17 protein-coding genes are annotated in these 15,904 nt (G+C 71.6%); 7 read left to right on the forward strand and 10 right to left on the reverse strand.

Annotated elements, in window-relative coordinates; all coding sequences use genetic code 11:
* Positions 1-9: 9 nt before the first annotated feature.
* On the reverse strand, positions 10-609 hold the full coding sequence (locus Q392_RS18130; protein ID WP_038210715.1) for a 2-hydroxychromene-2-carboxylate isomerase: 600 nt from the start codon (positions 607-609) through the stop codon (positions 10-12).
* An 85-nt stretch (positions 610-694) separates the two neighbouring features.
* Here Q392_RS18130 and Q392_RS18135 point away from each other — a divergent pair, with 85 nt between their 5' ends.
* On the forward strand, positions 695-1,447 hold the full coding sequence (locus Q392_RS18135) for an SDR family oxidoreductase (RefSeq protein WP_038210716.1): 753 nt from the start codon (positions 695-697) through the stop codon (positions 1,445-1,447).
* Positions 1,448-1,457: 10 nt separating this feature from the next.
* Entirely contained in the window at positions 1,458-2,111 is a 654-nt protein-coding gene (locus Q392_RS18140) for a MarC family protein (RefSeq protein WP_038210718.1), read from the forward strand.
* Between the two features lie 8 nt (positions 2,112-2,119).
* Here the strand turns inward: Q392_RS18140 and Q392_RS18145 are convergent, their stop codons facing one another.
* The 6 genes from Q392_RS18145 to Q392_RS18170 all read right to left on the reverse strand — a co-directional run bounded on the left by Q392_RS18145 (position 2,120) and on the right by Q392_RS18170 (position 7,286).
* Entirely contained in the window at positions 2,120-2,581 is a 462-nt protein-coding gene (locus Q392_RS18145) for a GNAT family N-acetyltransferase (protein ID WP_038210720.1), read from the reverse strand.
* Positions 2,578-3,228, reverse strand: a complete 651-nt coding sequence (locus tag Q392_RS18150) for an ABC-type transport auxiliary lipoprotein family protein (protein ID WP_051953682.1) — start codon at positions 3,226-3,228, stop codon at positions 2,578-2,580. Before Q392_RS18150 ends, Q392_RS18145 begins: the two co-directional genes overlap by 4 nt.
* A gap of 18 nt (positions 3,229-3,246) precedes the next feature.
* Positions 3,247-4,206, reverse strand: a complete 960-nt coding sequence (locus Q392_RS18155; RefSeq protein ID WP_038210724.1) for an MlaD family protein — start codon at positions 4,204-4,206, stop codon at positions 3,247-3,249.
* Between the two features lie 15 nt (positions 4,207-4,221).
* A complete protein-coding gene (locus Q392_RS18160; RefSeq protein ID WP_038210725.1) occupies positions 4,222-5,043 on the reverse strand; it encodes an ABC transporter ATP-binding protein in 822 nt (273 codons plus the stop codon).
* A gap of 8 nt (positions 5,044-5,051) precedes the next feature.
* A complete protein-coding gene (locus tag Q392_RS18165) occupies positions 5,052-6,203 on the reverse strand; it encodes an MlaE family ABC transporter permease (RefSeq protein ID WP_038210726.1) in 1,152 nt (383 codons plus the stop codon).
* Between the two features lie 108 nt (positions 6,204-6,311).
* Positions 6,312-7,286 (reverse strand): LysR family transcriptional regulator, encoded by a 975-nt coding sequence (locus tag Q392_RS18170; protein WP_038210727.1) that lies wholly within the window; start codon positions 7,284-7,286, stop codon positions 6,312-6,314.
* Between the two features lie 115 nt (positions 7,287-7,401).
* Here Q392_RS18170 and Q392_RS18175 point away from each other — a divergent pair, with 115 nt between their 5' ends.
* The 5 genes from Q392_RS18175 to Q392_RS18195 all read left to right on the forward strand — a co-directional run bounded on the left by Q392_RS18175 (position 7,402) and on the right by Q392_RS18195 (position 12,342).
* Entirely contained in the window at positions 7,402-8,919 is a 1,518-nt protein-coding gene (locus tag Q392_RS18175) for a CoA-acylating methylmalonate-semialdehyde dehydrogenase (RefSeq protein ID WP_038210728.1), read from the forward strand.
* 47 nt (positions 8,920-8,966) lie between these two features.
* Entirely contained in the window at positions 8,967-9,296 is a 330-nt protein-coding gene (locus tag Q392_RS18180; protein ID WP_051953684.1) for a hypothetical protein, read from the forward strand.
* Entirely contained in the window at positions 9,293-9,595 is a 303-nt protein-coding gene (locus Q392_RS18185; protein ID WP_038210730.1) for a type II toxin-antitoxin system RelE/ParE family toxin, read from the forward strand. The genes Q392_RS18180 and Q392_RS18185 overlap by 4 nt, the downstream gene beginning before the upstream one ends.
* Positions 9,596-9,631: 36 nt before the next feature.
* On the forward strand, positions 9,632-11,299 hold the full coding sequence (locus Q392_RS18190) for a GMC family oxidoreductase (RefSeq protein WP_038210731.1): 1,668 nt from the start codon (positions 9,632-9,634) through the stop codon (positions 11,297-11,299).
* A gap of 281 nt (positions 11,300-11,580) precedes the next feature.
* On the forward strand, positions 11,581-12,342 hold the full coding sequence (locus Q392_RS18195; RefSeq protein WP_038210732.1) for a sulfite exporter TauE/SafE family protein: 762 nt from the start codon (positions 11,581-11,583) through the stop codon (positions 12,340-12,342).
* A gap of 6 nt (positions 12,343-12,348) precedes the next feature.
* On the opposite strand, the gene mrdA is transcribed toward Q392_RS18195, so the two are convergent.
* The 3 genes from mrdA to mreC are packed head-to-tail and all read right to left on the reverse strand — an operon-like array spanning position 12,349 to position 15,852.
* Positions 12,349-14,319: a penicillin-binding protein 2 gene (gene mrdA / locus Q392_RS18200; protein ID WP_038210734.1), complete on the reverse strand. Its 1,971-nt coding sequence runs from the start codon at positions 14,317-14,319 to the stop codon at positions 12,349-12,351.
* A 13-nt stretch (positions 14,320-14,332) separates the two neighbouring features.
* Positions 14,333-14,854 (reverse strand): rod shape-determining protein MreD, encoded by a 522-nt coding sequence (mreD, locus tag Q392_RS18205; RefSeq protein ID WP_038210737.1) that lies wholly within the window; start codon positions 14,852-14,854, stop codon positions 14,333-14,335.
* On the reverse strand, positions 14,851-15,852 hold the full coding sequence (gene mreC, locus Q392_RS18210) for a rod shape-determining protein MreC (RefSeq protein ID WP_038210739.1): 1,002 nt from the start codon (positions 15,850-15,852) through the stop codon (positions 14,851-14,853). The genes mreD and mreC overlap by 4 nt, the downstream gene beginning before the upstream one ends.
* Positions 15,853-15,904 lie beyond the last annotated feature (52 nt).

Genomic DNA, 15,904 nt, shown 5'->3' on the forward strand with positions numbered 1-15,904 from the left:
AAGAGGGGTTCAGCCGCGCAGCCTGCGCTCGACGAAATCCAGCCGGTCCTGCCCCCAGAACAGCTCGCCGTCGATGACGTAGGTCGGCGCGCCGAAGACGCCCAGGTCGATGGCCTCCTGCGTGAAGGCGTCGTAGCGCGCCTGCACGCCGGGCTTGCGCGAGGCCTCCAGCAGCGCGGCGGGCAGGCCCTGCGCGGCCAGCAGGTCGGCCAGCACGGCGGTGTCGGCGATGTCGCGCTCCTCGGCCCAGACGGCCGCCAGGATGGCGCCGGCCAGGCGCAGGGCCGCGCCGGCGCCCTTGGCGTCGGCCGTCTCGGCGATCAGCCGCGCCGCGTCGTCCGAAGCCACCGGGAAGTGGCGCGGCTGCGGGTTCAGCGGCACGCCCAGGTGCTGCGAGAAGCGCTTCAGTTCCACCAGCCGGTAGGCCTGCCGCTGCGGCGGGCGCTTGGCCAGCGGCAGCCCGCCGGAGACGGGGAACACGCGCGCCAGGTCGATGGGCTTGACGTTCACCTGGGCGCCCGTCTCGCGGGCGATCTGCACGAAGCGGGCGTGGCCCAGGTAGGTCCACGGGCTGTGCGGGGCGAGGTAGTAGTCGACGGTGCGGCTCAAGCGGGTCTCCATGGCGCGGGTTTGGTGTAATGCCGGCGGCCCTCGGTTGTACCCGAGGCGCGCAACCCGTGCAGGAGAAGCAGGCTTGGACTCACCACAGGTGCTCTTGATCACCGGCGGCAGCCGCGGCATCGGCGCGGCCACGGCGCTGATGGCGGCCCGGCAGGGCTGTGCGGTGGCGGTCAACTACGCCAGCCATTCGCTGGCGGCCGACGAGGTGGTGCGCCGCATCCGCGCCGAGGGCGGCAGCGCGATCACCGTGCAGGCCGACGTGGGCGACGAGGCGCAGGTCGAGGCGATGTTCCGCAAGGTGGATGCCAAGTTGGGCCGCCTGACGGCGCTGGTCAACAACGCCGGCGTGGTGGACGCGACCGCCCGCGTGGACGAGATGGACGCGAAGCGGCTGGAGCGCATGCTGCGCATCAACGTGATCGGCAGCTTCCTGTGCGCCCGCGAGGCGGTGCGCCGCATGAGCACCCGGCACGGCGGGACGGGCGGCGCCATCGTCAACCTGAGCAGCGCCGCCGCGCGGCTGGGCTCGCCCGGCCAGTACGTGGACTACGCGGCCAGCAAGGGCGCCGTCGACACCTTCACCATCGGCCTGGCCAAGGAGGTGGCGGCCGAGGGCATCCGCGTCAACGCGGTGCGGCCGGGCCTGATCGACACCGAGATCCACGCCAGCGGCGGCCTGCCGCGGCGCGCCTTCGACCTGGCGCCGACGGTGCCGATGCAGCGCGTGGGCACGGCCGAGGAGGTGGCGGCGGCCATCGTGTGGCTGCTCTCGCCCGAGGCCGGCTACACCACCGGTACCCTGCTGGACGTGGCTGGCGGCCGTTGAAAGGCACCCGATGGCCACCTCGATGGACCTCATCAAGCCGCTGGTCACGCTGGTGGCGATCGTCAACCCGCTGGGCATCGTGCCCTTCTTCATCCACTACACGCAGGGCTACAGCCACGCCCAGCGCCAGCGCACCGCGCGGGTGTCGGCCCTCAGCGCCTTCCTGGTCATCAGCCTGAGCGCGCTGCTGGGCCAGCAGCTGCTGAACTTCTTCGGCATCTCCATCGCCAGCTTCCAGGTGGGCGGCGGGCTGCTGCTGCTCATCAGCTCGCTGTCGATGCTCAACGCGCAGCCGGCCGAGGCCAAGGGCAGCGCGGAGGAGGTGCGCGCCACCGAGGCCAAGGCGGCGATGGGCGCCTCCATCGCGGTGGTGCCGCTGACCATCCCGCTGCTGACCGGGCCCGCCACCATCTCGACCATGGTGATCTACGCCACCCAGTCGCGCCACTGGTGGGAGCTGGGCCTGCTGGTCGGCTACGGCGTGGTGGTCGCCGTCATCAGCGCCCTCACCTTCTCGCTGGCCGACCCGATCTCGCGCGTGCTCGGCAAGACCGGCATCAACGTCATGACGCGGCTGATGGGCCTGATCCTCGCCGCGCTGGCCGTGGAGGTGATGGCCACCGGGCTGGGCAAGCTGTTTCCGATCCTGGAGCGGGCGGGCTGAGCGGGCGGTTACGCCGGTGCCCAGTGCCACTCGACACGGTGGCGGCCGGTGTCGGGGTGGATGCTCCGGCCGGCCGGCCGCAGACCCGCTGCCGCATAGAAGCGCTGCGCCTTGCGGTTGTTTTCGGCCGCATGCAGGCTCCACCCGTGCGGCATCCGGTCGCACGCCTGCGCCAACAGGCGGCGGCCGATGCCGCAGCCTTGCCAGGCGGGGTCCACATGCAACTGGGCTACATAGCGTGTCGCCGGCTCGATCACCAGGAAGCCGCGCAGATCCGAACAGCCTGCCATCCAGCATTCCGCGGCGCCGAAGAACTCATGCCGCGCGCGTTCAAGCCAATGCGCATGCGGCGCGACGGCGTCCTCGTGCACCTGCGGATTGGCCGATCGCCAGGCGCGCTGCCAGAGCCGGGCCAGGGCTTCGGCATCGCCCGGCGAGGCCTCTCGGAGAACGCCGTCGGCCAGCGTCAACGTCCCTGCTGATTCACCCACTGCACGATCTCGCCGATCGCCGCCTCGCTGGCCGCGGCCAGCGCGCGCGCGCCCCCGGCGGCATCGGCGCTGGGCGCCGGGCGCTGCACGGCGAACACGCGCTGGCCGAGCACCTGTTCACCGGAGGGCGAGCCGCGCACGAGCGTGGCACGCACGCGCACCAGGCCCGTGCTGGCGGCGGGCGACTCGAAGTAGTGGCTGAACTCGTCGAGCGAGATGCGCAGCACGTCGATGCCGCGGCCTTCGCGCGCGAGGTTGCCTGCTTCCAGCGTCCCGAGCACGGTGCGCTGGGTCCCGAGCGCATCGCGCAGCCGCTGGCGCAGCAGTTGCAGGGGCGGCTGCGTCCAGCGCGAGCCCGCGTAGGGACGCAGCATCTGCGGGTCGTCGTAGCCCAGCCGGTAGTTCAGCGCCGTGCCTTCCAGGCGCGAGGCGCTGGTGTCCAGGTCGGCCAGGGTGATGGGCGGCAGCGGCTGCACGGCAGGGGCGGCCGGGGCCAGCGGACCCGGCCCGAAGTCGTACAGCGCGATGTGGGCCGGCTTGTCGGGCAGTGCGCCGCAGCCGGCCAGCAGCAGGAGCGCCAGGCCGGCGGCGACGCGCACCTTCCTGTCGAGGAACATCGATGGCATGGTCTTCCTTTTCTCCGTTCAGGGCTGCCGCGGGGCCGGCGCGACGAAGCCCGCCTCGCCCGGGCCCGGCGCGGCGACGCCGTTGCCGTAGATCAGCGACTGCGGGCTGTCGGCGATGGCGTCGGCCATGCGGCCGACGCGGCGCGCGGCCAGCGAGGTGTCGTCCGCCGCGCGGTTCAGGCGCGGCAGCGTGGTGGCGTTGATGGATTCCAGCGTCTGCTGCAGCGCCGCCGTGCCGCTGCCCAGCCGCTCCAGCGGGCCGCCCTGCGCGTTGAGGCGCGTCAGCGAGGTGTTGAGCGTCTGCGCCGCGCGCGCGAAGTCCTGAGCCGTGCCGCGCACGCTCTGCGCCAGCGGCGGGATGGCGGCCAGGGCCGGGTCGATGCGGTTCTTCAGCGTGTGGTCGAAGGCGCGCGTGACTTCGTTGGCGCTGGCAGCCACCTGGGCGATGCTCTCCAGCGCCTGGGCGATGCGCTGCTGGTTCTGGTCGTTCAGCAGCGCGTTGGCACGGCGCGAGACCTCCTCGACCTGGCCCAGGATCGCTTCGCCGCGGTCCTGCAGCTGCGCCAGCACCGAGGGCTTGAGCGGGATGCGCGGCGGGTCGTCCTCGTCGGGCGCCAGCGGCTCCTGCGATTCGCCCTTGTCGTCCAGCGCGATGAAGGCCAGGCCGGTGACGCCCTGATAGCTCAGGGTGGCGAAGGTGGACTTGGTGAGCGGCACGCGCTCGTCGATGGCCATGCGCACGCGCACGTTGCCCTTGTGCTCCGGGTCGAAGTCGATGCTGGTGACCTTGCCCACCGCGATGCCGCGGTAGCGAACCGCCGCTTGCGGCTGCAGGCCGCTCACCGCGTCGCGCGTGGACAGCTCGTAGGTGTTGCGCACGGTGTCGTCGCGCGTGAACCAGAGCACCAGCGCGACGAGCACGGCCACCAGGCCGAGCACGAAGGCGCCGGCGGCCAGGGCATGGGACTTGTTTTCCATGGGCTTGGCTTCCTTTCAGGGCGTCTCGGTGGTGTGGTCCTGCAGCGCGAGCAGTGCGCGCCGGCCGCGGCCGCCGAGAAAGTAATCGTGGATGAAGGGATGGTCGAAGGCGATCACTTCCTGCGCGGTGCCGGCGACGATGACCTTGCGGTCGGCCAGCACGGCGATGCGGGTCGACAGGTCGAGCAGCGTGTCCAGGTCGTGCGTGACCATCACCACCGTCAGGCCCAGCTCGCGGTGCAGGCCGCGCAGCAGGTCGCAGAAGCTGTCCGAGGCGGCCGGGTCCAGGCCGGCGGTGGGCTCGTCCAGCAGCAAGAGGGGCGGGTCCATGATGAGGGCGCGCGCCAGGGCCACGCGCTTGATCATGCCGCCCGAAAGGTCCGAGGGCATCTTGTTCGCGTGCTCGGGCGCCAGGCCCACCATCTGCAGCTTGACCAGCGCGGCGTCGCGGATCAGTTCCTCGGGCAGCAGCTTCAGCTCGCGCAGCGGCAGGGCGATGTTGTCCAGCACGTTGAAGGCGGAGAACAGCGCGCCGTGCTGGAACAGCATGCCCACCACCGCCGCGCCCTTGGCGCTGAGCTCGGCCGGCGCGCGGCCCAGCACGCGCACCTCGCCGCGCGTGGGCTTCTGCAGGCCCAGGATCTGGCGCAGCAGCACCGTCTTGCCGGTGCCGGAGCCGCCGACCAGCGAGAGGATCTCGCCGCGCTCGATGGTGAGCTCGAGGTCCTGGTGCACCACCTGCTCGCCGCCGTCGTTCTGGAACACCGTCCACAGCCCGTGGATCTCGACCACGCCGGCATGGTCGTTGCCGAGGGATTGCCAGGCAGAGACGCTCATCGCCGGCCCTAGAAACGGAAGCCGATGCCGCGGAACAGCACGGCGAACAGGGCGTCGACCAGGATCACCATGGTGATCGAGCTGACGACGGAGGAGGTGGTGCCGCGACCCAGGCTCTCGGTGTTGGGCTTGACGCGCATGCCGTAGTAGCAGGCGATGAGCGCGATGAGCACGCCGAACACCACCGACTTGGCGCAGGCCAGCACGATGTTGCTGAAGGGCACCGCGCGCGGCAGTTGCCGGAAGAAGAACTCGGGCGAGATGTCCAGCGACATCTGCGCCGCCAGCATGCCGCCGGCCAGCGCCGCGATCGAGGTCCACAGGCTGATCAGCGGCATGGCGATGGCCAGCGCGATCACCCGCGGCATCACCAGGCGGAAGCCGTGCGGGATGCCCATGACGCGCATGGCGTCCAGCTCCTCCGTCACGCGCATCACGCCGATCTGCGCGGTGATGGCCGAGCCCGACCGCCCTGCGATCAGCACCGCCGCCAGCACCGGCCCCAGCTCGCGGATCAGCGACAGGCCGAGGATGTTGACGACGAAGGACTCCGCGCCGTAGCTGCGCAGCTGGTTGGAGATCAGGTAGGCCAGCACGACGCCGATGAGCGCTCCCACCAGCGCGGTGATGGGCAGCGCGGTGGCGCCGGTCTGGTAGAGGTGGCCGGAGATGTCGCGCCAGGGCGCGCGGTGCGGCGCGCGCAGCAGCGTCAGCAGGTCCAGCGCGAGCTGGCCCAGCAGCGCGGTGCCTTCCTTGCCCACGCGCCACAGCACCGGCCCCTTGGCCAGGTGGCGGCGCAGGCTGTCCCAGAAGCCGGGCGCCGGCTCCTCCGGCGGCCGCGCGCCGAAGCGCTCCACCTGGTCGAGCACCGCCTTCTGCGATTCGGTGAGTTCGATCTGCGCCGGCCAGGCGCGGCCCCAGTGGTTCCACAGCAGCTGGGCGCCGATGTGGTCGAGCTGCTCGATGCCGCGCAGGTCCCAGGCGCCGCCGGCGCCGGCGTCGTCGAGCTGGCGCTCCAGCGCCTCCCACTGCCGCCGCGAGGAGAAGGCCAGCGCCGTCCAGCGCCCGCGCGGCATCCACGGGCCCGGGCCTCCGGCCTGGGCGCGTTCGACGCGCGGGGACGCGTCGTCGGGAGATCGCCGGAGCGCGGTGGAAGACATGGACGCGGATCGGGCTGTCTGACCTGAGGCTGAACAGCCGGTGATGCTAACCGCTGGTTCCTGCCGCCCGCGCCGGGCGCGGCGCCGGGCGACAGGCGGCCGCGCCCTTCACTGACGCACGCCTTCGGCCCGCGGCCCGAAACCGCCGGCGAAGGCCTCGCGCAGCCAGGCGACGAAGACGCTCACCGCCCGCGGCACGTGCGGCGTGTAGGGCCGGATGGCGAACAGGTGCTCGCCGAAGGCGCCCACCGGCTCCCAGCCGGGCAGCACCTCCACCAGCCGGCCGGACTGCAGCGCCGCCTGGGCGCTGAAGTCGGGCAGCAGTGCGATGCCCAGCCCGCGCAGCGCCGCGTCGCGCAGCGCCTCGCTGTTGTTGGCGGCGAAGGGGCCGGCCACCGGCACGGTGATGCGCGGCGGCTCGGCCCTTTCGCGCCCGCGCGGCGCGGCGCGCTGGCGGAAATGCCAGGCCGGCGTCTCGCGGGCGCGCGGGTAGTGCAGGCAGTCGTGCGACGGCAGTTCCTGCGGGCGCTGCGGCGCGCCGCGCCGGCGCAGGTAGGCGCGGCTGGCCACCAGCACGCTGCGCGTGGCGCACAGCGTCCAGGCGACGTGCGTGTCCGGCGGCGCGGCGGTGTGGCGCACGGCCAGGTCGAAACCCTCGGTGGCAAGCGAGACGAGGCGGTCCGACAGCTCCAGCTCCAGCCGCACCTCGGGGTGCGCGCGCAGGAAGTCCGGCAGCCGCGGCACCAGTTGCTGGCGCGCCAGGGCCACCGGCGCGCTCACCCGCAGCAGGCCGCGCGGCAGCTCGGCCAGGTCGCGCACGCCGGCGAAGCTCTGGGCGATGGCGTCGAAGGAGGCGCGCGTGCCGTCCACCAGCCGCTGGCCGGCTTCGGTGAGCCGCACGCTGCGGGTGGTGCGCAGCACCAGCGGCACGCCGGCCTCGCGCTCCAGCTCGGCGATGCGCTGGCTCATGCCGGCCTTGCTCACGCCGAGCCGGCGCGCGGCCGCGGTGAAGCTGCCCTGCTGCGCCAGCACCGTCAGCCAGTGCAGGTGGGTCCACAGGCTCTCGATCTTTTGGTATTCCATTGAATGATTGTTCACTACAGCAAACAATCAGTTCAAGCGCAGGCGGCTAGGCAGGCTCCGGAGGCGGTCCTAGACTGGCCGCGACCCCCCTCTTCCCCTTTTCCGGAGACCGCGCGTGAAGAACAGCATCGCCGCCATCGACCACTACATCCAGGGCCGCCTCGTGGCCAACGCCTCGGGCCGCGCACAGGACGTGACCAACCCCGCCACCGGCGCCGTCACCGGCCGCGCCGGGCTGGCCGGCGCCGACCAGGTGGGCGCCGCCGTGGCCGCCGCGCAGGCCGCCTTCCCGGCCTGGGCCGACACGCCGCCGGTGCGCCGCGCGCGGGTGATGTTCCGGTTCCTCGAGCTGCTGAACCGGCACCGCGACGAGCTGGCCCACCTGATCACCGCCGAACACGGCAAGGTGTTCACCGACGCGCAGGGCGAGGTCACGCGCGGCATCGAGGTGGTGGAGTTCGCCTGCGGCATCCCGCAACTGCTGAAGGGCGACCACACCGAGCAGGTCTCCACCGGCATCGACAACTGGACAATCCGCCAGCCGCTGGGCGTGGTGGCGGGTATCACGCCCTTCAACTTCCCGGTGATGGTGCCGATGTGGATGTTCCCGGTGGCCATCGCCGCGGGCAACACCTTCGTGCTCAAGCCCAGCCCGATCGACCCCAGCCCCTCGCTGCGCATCGCCGAGCTGCTGAAGGAGGCCGGCCTGCCCGACGGCGTGTTCAACGTGGTGCAGGGCGACAAGGCGGCCGTCGACGCGCTGCTGGAGCACCCCGACGTGAAGGCCGTCAGCTTCGTCGGCTCCACGCCCATCGCCAACTACATCTACGAGACGGGCGCGCGCCACGGCAAGCGGGTGCAGGCCCTGGGCGGCGCCAAGAACCACATGGTGGTGATGCCCGACGCCGACATCGACCAGGCGGTCGATGCGCTGATCGGCGCCGGCTACGGCTCGGCCGGCGAGCGCTGCATGGCGATCAGCGTGGCGGTGCTGGTGGGCGACGCGGCCGACCGGATCATTCCCAAGCTGGTCGAGCGCGCGAAGACGCTGAAGGTGCTCGACGGCGAGAACCTGGCGGCGGAGATGGGCCCGATCGTGACGAAGGCCGCGCACGAGCGCATCGGCGGCTACATCGCGCTGGGCGAGCAGGAAGGCGCGAAGCTGCTGGTCGACGGCCGCGGCTTCGACGGCAGCCGCGCCGGCGAGGGCTGCGACGGGGGCTTCTGGATGGGCGGCACGCTGTTCGACCACGTCACGCCCGAGATGCGCATCTACAAGGAAGAGATCTTCGGCCCCGTGCTCGGCTGCGTGCGCGTGAAGGACCTGAAGGAGGCTGTAGACCTCATCAACGCCCACGAGTTCGGCAACGGCGTGGCCTGCTTCACCCGCGACGGCAACGTGGCGCGCGAGTTCGGCCGCCGCATCCAGGTGGGCATGGTCGGCATCAACGTGCCGATCCCGGTGCCGATGGCCTGGCACGGCTTCGGCGGCTGGAAGCGCAGCCTGTTCGGCGACATGCACGCCTACGGCGAGGAAGGCGTGCGCTTCTACACCAAGCAGAAGTCGATCATGCAGCGCTGGCCCGAGAGCATCGGCAAGGGGGCCGAATTCGTGATGCCGACGGCGAAGTGACGCGGCGCGAGGCGGGTGCTACCATGGTGTTACCGCAAGGAGTTGCCATGTCCACCACCTCGCTCAAGCTGTCCGACGAACTGAAGCAGACAATCCAGCACTTCGCCGAAGAGGACCGCGTTTCCGCGCATGCCTTCATGTTGCGAGCCCTGGAAGACGAAGTGCGCCGCAGACGGCAGCGTGCGGAGTTCCTCAGCGATGCGCAAGCTGCGGCGGCGGACATCGACGCGGGTGGGCCTGTCTACGCCGCCGAAGATGTCTTTGAATGGCTGCACGCGCGCATCCGCGCGCACGGCACGGACGAGGTCATTCCAGAGCCTGCGCCGGTGCGTGGCCGGGGAGCCAAGCCGGGCACAAGGCGTAAGAAAGCCGCATGAGCCGGCTCGTTCTGAGTCCGCGGGCGCGCCAGGACCTGCGGCGGCTGGTCGACTTCCTCCTTCCCACCGACCCCATCGCAGCCGCCGATACCGTGAACGTGATTCGCCAGGCGCTGGACATCCTCACACACCAGCCGCGCGTCGGCCGGCCCGCGCCGGGGCGTCTGCGCGAACTGGTGATCCAGCGCGGCAGCACCGGCTACCTGGCGCTTTACCGGGTGAACGCGGACCTGTCGGATGTCGAAGTCCTCGCCATCCGTCACCAGCGTGAATCGGGCTACCACGACGACGACATCTGAACAGAGAGCCCGCAAAGAGGCGCCGGAGACGACACCATGAGCGACACCACCTTCGACTACATCGTCATCGGCGCCGGCACGGCGGGCGCGCTGATGGCCAACCGGCTGAGCGCGGACAAGAGGCGGCGCGTGCTGCTCATCGAGGCCGGGCGCAAGGACGACTACCACTGGATCCACATCCCGGTGGGGTACCTCTACTGCATCGGCAACCCGCGCACCGACTGGCTCTACCAGACCGAGCCCGACGCCGGCCTGAACGGCCGCGTGCTGCGCTACCCGCGCGGCAAGACGCTGGGCGGCTGCTCCAGCATCAACGGCATGATCTACATGCGCGGCCAGTCGCGCGACTACGACGGCTGGGCGCAACTCACCGGCGACGACGCCTGGCGCTGGGAGAACGTGCTGCCCGCCTTCAGGCAGCACGAGGACCACTACCTGGGCGACGCCGCCGAGGCCGCGCGGCGCGACGCGGACTTCGATCGCTTCCACGGCCACGGCGGCGAGTGGCGCGTGGAGCGCCAGCGGCTGCGCTGGGACATCCTCGACGCCTTCGCCGAGGCGGCGGTGCAGGCCGGCATCCCGCACACCGCCGACTTCAACCGCGGCAGCAACGAGGGCGTGGGCTACTTCCAGGTCAACCAGAAGGCCGGCTGGCGCTGGAACACGGCCAAGGCCTTCCTGCGGCCCATCTGCTACGGACGGCCGAACTTCGAGCTGTGGACGGGCGCGCAGGTCACACGGCTGGTGGTCGAGGCGCAGCCCGACGGCCCGCCGCGCTGCACCGGCGTGCAGGTGTGGAACGGCAGCGAGCTGGTCACGGCCAGCGCCACGCGCGAGGTGCTGCTGTGCGCAGGCAGCATCGGCTCGCCGCAGCTGCTGCAGCTCTCGGGCATCGGGCCGGGCGATCTGCTGCAGCAGCACGGCATCCCGGTGGTGGCCGACCTGCCCGGCGTGGGCGCCAACCTGCAGGACCACCTGCAGATCCGCGCCGTGTTCAAGATCGACGGCGCGCCCACGCTCAACGTGCTGGCTTCCTCGCTCTTCGGCAAGGCGCGCATCGGGCTGGAGTACGTCCTGCGCCGCAGCGGGCCGATGAGCATGGCGCCCTCGCAGCTCGGCGCCTTCACCCGCAGCGCGCCCGGGCACGCCTGGCCCAACATCCAGTACCACGTGCAGCCGCTCTCGCTCGATGCCTTCGGCGACCCGCTGCACAGCTTCCCGGCCTTCACCGCCAGCGTGTGCAACCTCAACCCGACCAGCCGCGGCTCGGTGCGCATCAAGAGCCCGCGCTTCGAGGACGCCCCGGCCATCGCGCCGTGCTATCTCTCCACCGACGCGGACCGCAAGGTGGCGGCCGACTCGCTGCGCGTGACGCGCCGCATCGCGGCCCAGCCCGCGCTGGCGAAATACCGGCCGCAGGAGTGGAAGCCCGGCCCGCAGTACGAGAGCGACGAGGACCTGGCGCGCCTGGCCGGCGACATCGCCACCACCATCTTCCATCCGGTGGGCACGGCGAAGATGGGTGCGGCCGACGACCCGATGGCCGTGCTCGACGCCCGCCTGCGCGTGCGCGGCGTGCAGGGCCTGCGCGTGGTGGACGCCAGCGCCATGCCCACCATCACCAGCGGCAACACCAACAGCCCCACGCTGATGATGGCCGAGAAGGCCGCCGCCTGGGTACGGGCCGACGCCGCCGGCGGCTGACTCGCACCCTTCCGGGGAGGGCCGCTCACATCCGGTCACATTTCTGCAGCGGGTTATTCCCGATGCACTGGGACGGTGCACCCCCTAAAGTCGCCGCACTCGCCAACGGGCCCTGCCTCGTTGCTCTGCGAGGGACCGAGGAGACAAACCGCCCGACCCCAGAACAAGATCATTCAAGGTGCCCGCCCATGAGGCACCCATCGTTTTTCAAAGCGCCGCCGGTCGGCGCTTTTCTTTTTTCCGCACCCGCAACGGGATGCACCGCCGGAGACAATGCCCGGATGGAAGGATGGTGGCTGGGGCTGGCCTCGCTGTTCGCGGGCTTCGTGGATTCGATCGTGGGCGGCGGCGGCCTCGTGCTGGTGCCGGTGCTGTTCGCCACCTTTCCGGGTGCACCGGCAGCGACCCTGCTGGGCACCAACAAGAGCGCCTCGGTCTGGGGCACGGCGGCGGCCGGCGCCCAGTTCGCGCGGCGCGTGCACCTGCGCTGGCCGGCGCTGGGGGCGGGCATCGGGGCCGCCTTCGCCGGCGCGCTGGCCGGAGCCTGGACGGTGTCGCTGGTCTCGCCGGCGGCGCTGCGCAAGCTGCTGCCCTTCATCCTGCTGGGGCTGCTGCTGTACACGCTGGCGCGCAAGGACCTGGGGCGCGAGCATGCGCCGCGCCTGGCCGGCCGGGCGGAGATCGGGGCCACCGCCGCCATCGGCGCGCTGATCGGCTTCTACGACGGCTTCTTCGGCCCCGGCACCGGCAGCTTCTTCATCTTCCTGTTCGTGCGCTGGCTGGGCTACGACTTCCTGAACGCCTCGGCCTCGGCCAAGCTGCTGAACACGACCACCAACGCCGGCGCGCTGCTGCTGTTCGCCCTGAAGGGGCACGTGTGGTGGCACTACGGCCTGCTGATGGCCGTGGCCAACGTGGCCGGCAGCATCCTGGGCGCGCGGGTCGCGCTGCGCCACGGCGCGGGCTTCGTGCGCAAGGTGTTCATCGGGGTGGTGGGCGCGCTGATCCTGCGCACCGGCTACGACGCCTTCCTGCGCGGCTAGGGCCTGTCAGGGCGCGGTGCTGGCGCCGCCGGCGGTCGGCGGCCAGGGCATCTGGCTGGCCACCAGCGGCTTGCCGATGGGCGCGGAGGCCTTGCCGATGCGCACGGCAGCCATGTCCTGCTCATTGGGGTACTGGTCGGCCAGCCAGTAGTCGAACACCCGCCGCACGATGGGCGCCGCATGGGCGGCGCCGAAGCCGGCGTTCTCCACGATCACCGCGACGGCGATGCGCGGGTCCTCGGCCGGCGCGAAGGCGGCGAACAGCGAGTGGTCGCGCTGGTGCTCCTCCAGCGCCTTGGCGTTGTACCTCACGCCCTGGCCCAGCGAGACGGCCTGCGCCGTGCCGGTCTTGCCGGCCGAGGTGTAGGCGGCGCCGGCGAACACGCGCGTGCCGGTGCCGCCCTTGTTCACCGCCACCAGGCCGGCGCGCACGACATCCACGTTCTTCTTCTGGTAGCCCAGGTCCTCGCCGGGCGGCTGCGGCACCAGGTCGACCTGGCCGGTGACGGTGTTCTTGATGGCCCGCACCAGGTGCGGCCGGTAGCGGGTGCCGCCGTTGGCCAGCGTGGCCTCGGCCAGCGCGAGCTGCAGCATGGTGAAGTTGTTGTAGCCCTGGCCGATGCCCAGCGACACGGTCTCGCCCGCGTACCACTTCTTCAGCTCGGGGCGCTTGTAGTTGTTGCGCTTCCACTCGGTGCTGGGCAGCACGCCGCGCACCTCGCCGCCCAGGTCGATGCCGGTGACCTGCCCGAAGCCCAGCGGCTTCATGAAGTCGTGGATCGCGTCCACGCCCATCTCCACCGCCAGCGAATAGAAGTAGGTGTTGCTCGAATACTGGATGGCGCGGACCATGTCCACGCCGCCCAGCCCGCCCTCGTGGCTGCGGAAGGTGTGGCCGCCGTAGGTGAAGTAGCCGGGGTCGTTCACCACCACGTTGGGCGCGCGCTTGCCCAGCTGCAGCGCGGCCAGCGCCATGAAGGGCTTGTAGGTGGAGCCGGGCGGGTAGGTGCCGCGCAGCGCGCGGTTGAGCAGCGGCTTGTCGATCGACTCGTTGAGCGCCTGCCAGCTCTCGGTGTCGATGCCCTCGACGAAGAGGTTGGGGTCGAAGGTGGGCTTGGAGACGAAGGCCAGCACCTCGCCCGTGCGCGGGTCCAGCGCCACCAGCGCGCCACGGCGCTCGCCGAACATGTCCTCCACCAGCTTCTGCAGCTTGATGTCGAGCGTGAGCATGACGGTGTCGCCGGGCGTGGCGGGGTGGCTGGCGAGGCGGCGCACGGCGCGCCCGCCGGCGGAGGTCTCCATCTGCTCCACCCCGGTCTGGCCGTGCAGCACCTTCTCGTAGCTCTGCTCGACGCCCAGCTTGCCGATGTAGTCGGTGCCCTTGTAGTTGGCCTGGTCCTCCTCGGGCCAGTCCTCCATGGCGGCCTTCTCGCGCTGGTTGATGCGGCCGATGTAGCCCAGCACGTGGCTGGCCAGCTCGCCGTTCGGGTAGTTGCGGAACAGGCGCGCCTTGATCTCCACGCCGGGGAAGCGGTAGCGCTGGGCGGCGAAGCGGGCCACCTCCTCGTCGGTCAGGCGGGTGCGGATGGGGATGGAGTCGAAGCTGCGCGAGTCCTCGCGCAGGCGCTTGAAGCGGCGCCGGTCGCGCGGCTGGATGTCGACGATCTGCGCCAGCTCGTCGAGGGTGTCCTCCAGGTCTCCCACCTTCGACGGCGTGATCTCCAGGGTGTAGGCCGAATAGTTGGAGGCCAGCACGATGCCGTTGCGGTCGAGGATGAGGCCGCGGTTGGGCACCACCGGCACCACCGCCGTGCGGTTGCTTTCGGCCTGCGCGGCCAGGTCGTCGTGGCGGGTGACCTGCAGGTAGAACAGGCGCATCCCCAGCAGCGAGAACGCCGCCAGCACCGCCAGCGAGATGACCAGCACGCGCCGCCGGAAGCGGGCGAGGTCGGCGGCGACGTTGCGGATCTCGGTCATGCACGCGGCGCTGCTACAGGGGGCGGTTGTCGTCGGGCTCGGGCGCGCGGCGCTGCGGCGCCAGCAGCAGCCAGGTGGCCAGCGGCCACAGCGCGGCCTCCACCACCGGCGCGATCATCACCTGCCAGCCGGGGAAGAACCCGCTGCCGACCATGCGGATGCCCAACTCGATCAGGTGCGACACCGCGAACAGCGGCACGAGCTGCAGCGCCTGCGACAGCACCGGATACCACAGCAGCCGCCGGTGCAGCGTGATGGCGAAGAAGCACAACGTGGCATAGGACAGCGCGTGCTGCCCCAGCAGCGCAGACTGGTGCACATCCATCACCAGCCCGAAGACGAAGGCCGCGCCCAGGCCGATGCGCGCGGGCTGGTGCACGCTCCAGAACACGAGCGCCAGCGCCAGCAGGTCGGGCATCCAGGCCAGGCGGCCCAGCGGCAGCAGGTTCAGCAGCAGCGCCACCGCCAGGCTGCTCCAGATGAAGGTGGGCCGCACGGGCAGCAGCAGCTGCTCCTGGCCAGGGCGCATGATCATCGGCGGCCTCCCGCGGCCGGGGACTGCCCTTCGCCGGGGCGGCCCGGGCCGGGCTTGCGGGCGGCGGCGCGGCCTTCGGGCTGCTTCTTGGACGAGGCGGCCTCCGGCGCCGCCGGCTCGGAGGCCGGGGCCGGGGCCGCCGCCGCGCCCACCGGCGCGAGCACCATCACGTAGCGCACCGCGCCCACGCGCGCCATCGGCACGCAGTGGATGCGGGCGAAGGGGGTGTCGGCGCGCTTCTCGATGCGCTCCACCCGGGCCACGGGCAGGCCGGCGGGGTAGACGCCGTCCACGCCGCTGGTGACGAGCAGGTCGCCCTCCTGCACGTCGGCATTGGCGGAGGTGAAGCGCAGTTCCATCCCGGCGCCGCCGGCCGAGGCGTCGCCGAAGGCCACGCTGCGCACGCCGGTGCGCGCGTTCTGCACGGGGATGGACAGGTTGCGGTCCACCACCAGCGTCACCTCGCTGCCGAAGGGCTGCACCAGGGTCACCTGGCCGAGCACGCCCTGCTCGTCGATCACCGGGGAGCCGGGCTGGATGCCCTGGGTGAGCCCCTGGTCGATGACGATCTTGCGGGTGTAGGGGTCGGCCGCGTCGTACAGCACCTCGGCGGCGCGGCCCGGCACCGTCGTGTTCTGGCGCAGCTCCAGCAGGGCGCGCAGCCGGGCGTTGTCGGCGGCCAGCGCGTCGGCCTGGCTGGCGCGCTCGGCCTGCAGCACCATGGCGCGGCGCGCCTCGGCCTCGCCGCGCTGGGCGCCCTGCAGGTCCTCGAAGTAGCGTCCCGCCGCCACCACGCCCTGCACCGGCTTGAGCGCCAGCCACTGCAGCGGGTAGAGCACCGCGCCCACCGCCTTGCGCACGGGGCTGACCATGTCGAAGCGGGCGTCCGCCACCATCAGCAGCAGCGCCAGCGCGCTGAAGAAGACCAGCCGCGACAGGGCCGAGGGACCCTGGTTGAACAGGGGCGGGGCGGTTCTGTCGAGCGTGCCGAGCGGCATGGACGGATGAAGAAGAGGTGCAGCGCCAGAGGCTCAGTCAGATGACAAAAAG

Origin of the sequence: Xenophilus azovorans DSM 13620, assembly GCF_000745855.1 — a bacterium.
GTDB lineage: Bacteria > Pseudomonadota > Gammaproteobacteria > Burkholderiales > Burkholderiaceae_C > Xenophilus > Xenophilus azovorans.

What these genes read in the sequence shown, in the direction of transcription:
- Q392_RS18140 (WP_038210718.1), top strand. Translation starts at nt 1,458, where the DNA reads ATGGCCACCTCGATGGACCTCATCAAGCCGCTGGTCACGCTGGTGGCG.
- Q392_RS18150 (WP_051953682.1), bottom strand. Translation starts at nt 3,228, where the DNA reads ATGCCATCGATGTTCCTCGACAGGAAGGTGCGCGTCGCCGCCGGCCTG.
- Q392_RS18155 (WP_038210724.1), bottom strand. Translation starts at nt 4,206, where the DNA reads ATGGAAAACAAGTCCCATGCCCTGGCCGCCGGCGCCTTCGTGCTCGGC.
- Q392_RS18160 (WP_038210725.1), bottom strand. Translation starts at nt 5,043, where the DNA reads ATGAGCGTCTCTGCCTGGCAATCCCTCGGCAACGACCATGCCGGCGTG.
- Q392_RS18165 (WP_038210726.1), bottom strand. Translation starts at nt 6,203, where the DNA reads ATGTCTTCCACCGCGCTCCGGCGATCTCCCGACGACGCGTCCCCGCGC.
- Q392_RS18170 (WP_038210727.1), bottom strand. Translation starts at nt 7,286, where the DNA reads ATGGAATACCAAAAGATCGAGAGCCTGTGGACCCACCTGCACTGGCTG.
- Q392_RS18180 (WP_051953684.1), top strand. Translation starts at nt 8,967, where the DNA reads ATGTCCACCACCTCGCTCAAGCTGTCCGACGAACTGAAGCAGACAATC.
- Q392_RS18185 (WP_038210730.1), top strand. Translation starts at nt 9,293, where the DNA reads ATGAGCCGGCTCGTTCTGAGTCCGCGGGCGCGCCAGGACCTGCGGCGG.
- Q392_RS18190 (WP_038210731.1), top strand. Translation starts at nt 9,632, where the DNA reads ATGAGCGACACCACCTTCGACTACATCGTCATCGGCGCCGGCACGGCG.
- Q392_RS18195 (WP_038210732.1), top strand. Translation starts at nt 11,581, where the DNA reads ATGGAAGGATGGTGGCTGGGGCTGGCCTCGCTGTTCGCGGGCTTCGTG.
- mrdA (WP_038210734.1), bottom strand. Translation starts at nt 14,319, where the DNA reads ATGACCGAGATCCGCAACGTCGCCGCCGACCTCGCCCGCTTCCGGCGG.
- mreD (WP_038210737.1), bottom strand. Translation starts at nt 14,854, where the DNA reads ATGATCATGCGCCCTGGCCAGGAGCAGCTGCTGCTGCCCGTGCGGCCC.
- mreC (WP_038210739.1), bottom strand. Translation starts at nt 15,852, where the DNA reads ATGCCGCTCGGCACGCTCGACAGAACCGCCCCGCCCCTGTTCAACCAG.